Origin of the sequence: Stenotrophomonas sp. UBA7606, assembly GCF_002477705.1 — a bacterium.
GTDB lineage: Bacteria > Pseudomonadota > Gammaproteobacteria > Xanthomonadales > Xanthomonadaceae > Stenotrophomonas.
Genome location: NZ_DLJW01000015.1, coordinates 1 through 3,237 on the forward strand (window position 1 = coordinate 1; position 3,237 = coordinate 3,237).

Genomic DNA, 3,237 nt, shown 5'->3' on the forward strand with positions numbered 1-3,237 from the left:
GTCGAGATCGTGATACCACGTGCCTTTTCTTCCGGCGCGGCGTCGATCGAGGAGTAATCCTTGAACTCGCCACCGAAGCGCTCTGCACCGATCTTGGTCAGAGCAGCGGTCAGCGTGGTCTTGCCATGGTCGACGTGGCCGATGGTGCCGACGTTGACGTGCGGCTTGGTACGTTCGAACTTACCCTTGGACATGTGTAATTCCTTGATTAGCTAAAACTTGGAGGGAGAGCCTGAGTCTGGGACTCAGGCCTTCTTGATGACGGTTTCGGCGATGTTGTTCGGCGCCGGCTCGTAATGGTCGAATTCCATGGTGAAGGTGGCGCGGCCCTGGGTCTGCGAACGCAGCGCAGTGGCGTAACCGAACATTTCACCCAGCGGGATCATCGCGTTGATGATGCTGGCCGAGCCATCACCGGTGGTGCCCGAACCCTGCAGCACGCCACGACGACGGCTGACGTCGCCCATCACGTCACCCTGGTAGTCTTCCGGGGTCACGATCTCGACCTTCATGATCGGCTCCAGCAGCACCGGCTTGGCCTTGGCGAAGCCCTGCTTGAAGGCCATCGACGAAGCCAGCTTGAACGCCATTTCCGACGAGTCAACGTCATGGTACGAGCCGAACACCAGCTTGACCTTGACGTCCACCACCGGGAAGCCAGCCAGCGGGCCGCTGGTGATGGTTTCGCGCAGGCCCTTTTCCACGGAAGGAATGAATTCCTTCGGGATCACGCCGCCGGTGATGTCGTTGATGAACAGGAAGTCGTCCTTGATCGCTGCAGCCAGCTTCGGATCGGCACGGTCTTCAGCGGTGATCGGCGACAGCTCGATCACGACGTGACCGTACTGACCCTTACCACCGGACTGCTTGGCGTGCTTGTAGTCCGACTTGACGTCAGCGGCCTGGATGGTTTCACGGTAGGCCACCTGCGGCTTGCCGACGTTGGCTTCAACGTTGAACTCGCGCTTCAGGCGGTCGACGATGATGTCCAGGTGCAGCTCGCCCATGCCGGAGATGATGGTCTGGCCGGATTCTTCGTCGGTCTTGACGCGGAACGACGGATCTTCCTGCGCCAGACGGCCCAGTGCCAGACCCATCTTTTCCTGGTCGGTCTTGGTCTTCGGCTCGACGGCCATCGAGATCACCGGCTCCGGGAACACCATGCGCTCAAGCACGATCGGTGCTTCGATCGAGCACAGCGTGTCACCGGTGGTGGTGTCCTTCAGGCCCACGGCAGCAGCGATGTCACCGGCCAGAACTTCCTTGATTTCCTCGCGGTTGTTCGAGTGCATCTGCAGGATGCGGCCGATACGCTCCTTCTTGTTCTTCACCGAGTTCAGCACGGTGTCGCCACCGTTCAGCACGCCGGAGTAGACGCGGAAGAAGGTCAGCGCGCCGACGAACGGGTCGGTGATGATCTTGAACGCCAGCGACGAGAACGGCGCCTTGTCGTCCGACTTGCGGGTCATCTCGATGCTGTCGTCGTCGACGTCGGTGCCCTTCACGTCCGGCACGTCGACCGGCGACGGCAGCAGCTGGATCACGCCGTCCAGCATGGCCTGCACGCCCTTGTTCTTGAAGGCCGAGCCGCAGAACATCGGCACGATCTCGGTAGCCAGCGTACGGGTACGCAGCGCCTGGATGATTTCAGCCTCGGCCAGCTCTTCGCCGCCCAGGTACTTTTCCATCAGCTCTTCGCTGGCTTCAGCCGCGGTTTCGATCATGAAGGTACGGGCTTCTTCAGCCTTTTCCACCAGATCAGCCGGGATGTCCACGTAATCGAACTTCATGCCCTGCGAGGCTTCATCCCACTGGATGGCCTTCATCTTGAGCAGGTCGACCACGCCCTTGAAGCCGTCTTCGGCACCGATCGGCACCTGCATCGGCACCGGCACGGCGCCCAGCTTGGCCTTCAGCTGGTCACGGACCTTGAAGAAGTTGGCACCGGTACGGTCCATCTTGTTGACGAACGCAATGCGCGGCACGTGGTACTTGTTGGCCTGGCGCCACACGGTTTCCGACTGCGGCTGCACGCCACCGACGGCGCACAGCACGAACACCGCGCCGTCGAGCACGCGCAGGGAGCGTTCGACTTCGATGGTGAAGTCAACGTGCCCGGGGGTGTCGATGATGTTGAAACGGTGCTCCGGCAGGGACTTGTCCATGCCCTTCCAGAACGCGGTGGTGGCAGCGGACTGGATCGTGATGCCACGTTCCTGCTCCTGCTCCATCCAGTCCATGGTGGCGGCGCCGTCATGCACTTCACCGAGCTTGTGGCTCTTGCCGGTGTAGAACAGGATGCGCTCGGACGTGGTGGTCTTGCCGGCATCGATGTGAGCCATGATGCCGAAGTTACGGTAACGCTCGATAGGAGTGGTGCGGGCCACGGGAGCCTCTCAATTTCTTGGAATTCGGATGGCCGAACGCCGCCTTGCGGCGGCCTTCGGGTTGACGCAGCGCTCAAAGCGCTACACGCAGCACCACATGGGTGCCAGGGGCCCTGTTTCCAAGGCCCCCACAACTCACCAGCGGTAGTGAGCGAAGGCCTTGTTCGCTTCCGCCATACGGTGGGTTTCTTCGCGCTTCTTGATGGCGCCGCCGCGGTTTTCCGAAGCGTCCAGCAGTTCAGCAGCCAGCTTGCGCGGCATGGTGTTCTCACCGCGCTTACGCGCGGAGTCGATCAGCCAACGCATGGCCAGGGCCATCTTGCGCGAAGCGCGCACTTCGACCGGCACCTGATAGGTGGCACCACCGACGCGACGCGACTTCACTTCCACGCCCGGCGCAACGTTGTCCAGTGCCTTCTGCACCAGCTCGATTGCGTTCGGGTTCTTTTCGCTGATCACGTCCATGGCGCCATAGACGATCTTTTCAGCAACGGACTTCTTGCCGCTCAGCATCACCATGTTGATGAAGCGGGCAATGGTTTCGCTCTTGTGCTTCGGATCCGGCAGGACCGAACGCTGGGGAGTATTACCTTTACGTGACATGTCTTATTCCTCAGGCCTTCGGACGCTTTGCGCCGTACTTGGAACGCGCCTGACGACGCTTGGCGACACCGGCGGCGTCGAGCGAGCCACGGACGGTGTGGTAACGCACACCCGGCAGATCCTTGACGCGACCGCCACGGATCAGGACCACGGAGTGCTCCTGCAGGTTGTGGCCTTCACCACCGATGTAGGAAATCACCTCTTCCTGGTTGGTCAGGCGGACCTTTGCAACCTTGCGCAGAGCCGA

4 protein-coding genes are annotated in these 3,237 nt (G+C 61.3%); all 4 read right to left on the bottom strand.

All coding sequences use genetic code 11. The features are described from left to right. Positions 1 to 194, bottom strand: a 194-nt coding sequence (locus tag B2527_RS02595; RefSeq protein WP_293705984.1) for a GTP-binding protein, incomplete at its 3' end; no start/stop codon positions are given. 51 nt (positions 195 to 245) lie between these two features. Continuing rightward, entirely contained in the window at positions 246 to 2,387 is a 2,142-nt protein-coding gene (fusA, locus tag B2527_RS02600) for an elongation factor G (RefSeq protein WP_293705985.1), read from the bottom strand. A gap of 135 nt (positions 2,388 to 2,522) precedes the next feature. Beyond that, positions 2,523 to 2,990 carry a 30S ribosomal protein S7 gene (gene rpsG, locus B2527_RS02605; RefSeq protein ID WP_057630019.1) on the bottom strand — a complete coding sequence of 156 codons (468 nt, stop codon included), beginning with the start codon at positions 2,988 to 2,990 and terminating at the stop codon, positions 2,523 to 2,525. 10 nt (positions 2,991 to 3,000) lie between these two features. Next, positions 3,001 to 3,237: 30S ribosomal protein S12 (gene rpsL / locus B2527_RS02610; RefSeq protein WP_293705986.1), on the bottom strand; the 237-nt coding region annotated here is incomplete at its 5' end.

What these genes read in the sequence shown, in the direction of transcription:
- rpsG (WP_057630019.1), bottom strand. Translation starts at nt 2,990, where the DNA reads ATGTCACGTAAAGGTAATACTCCCCAGCGTTCGGTCCTGCCGGATCCG.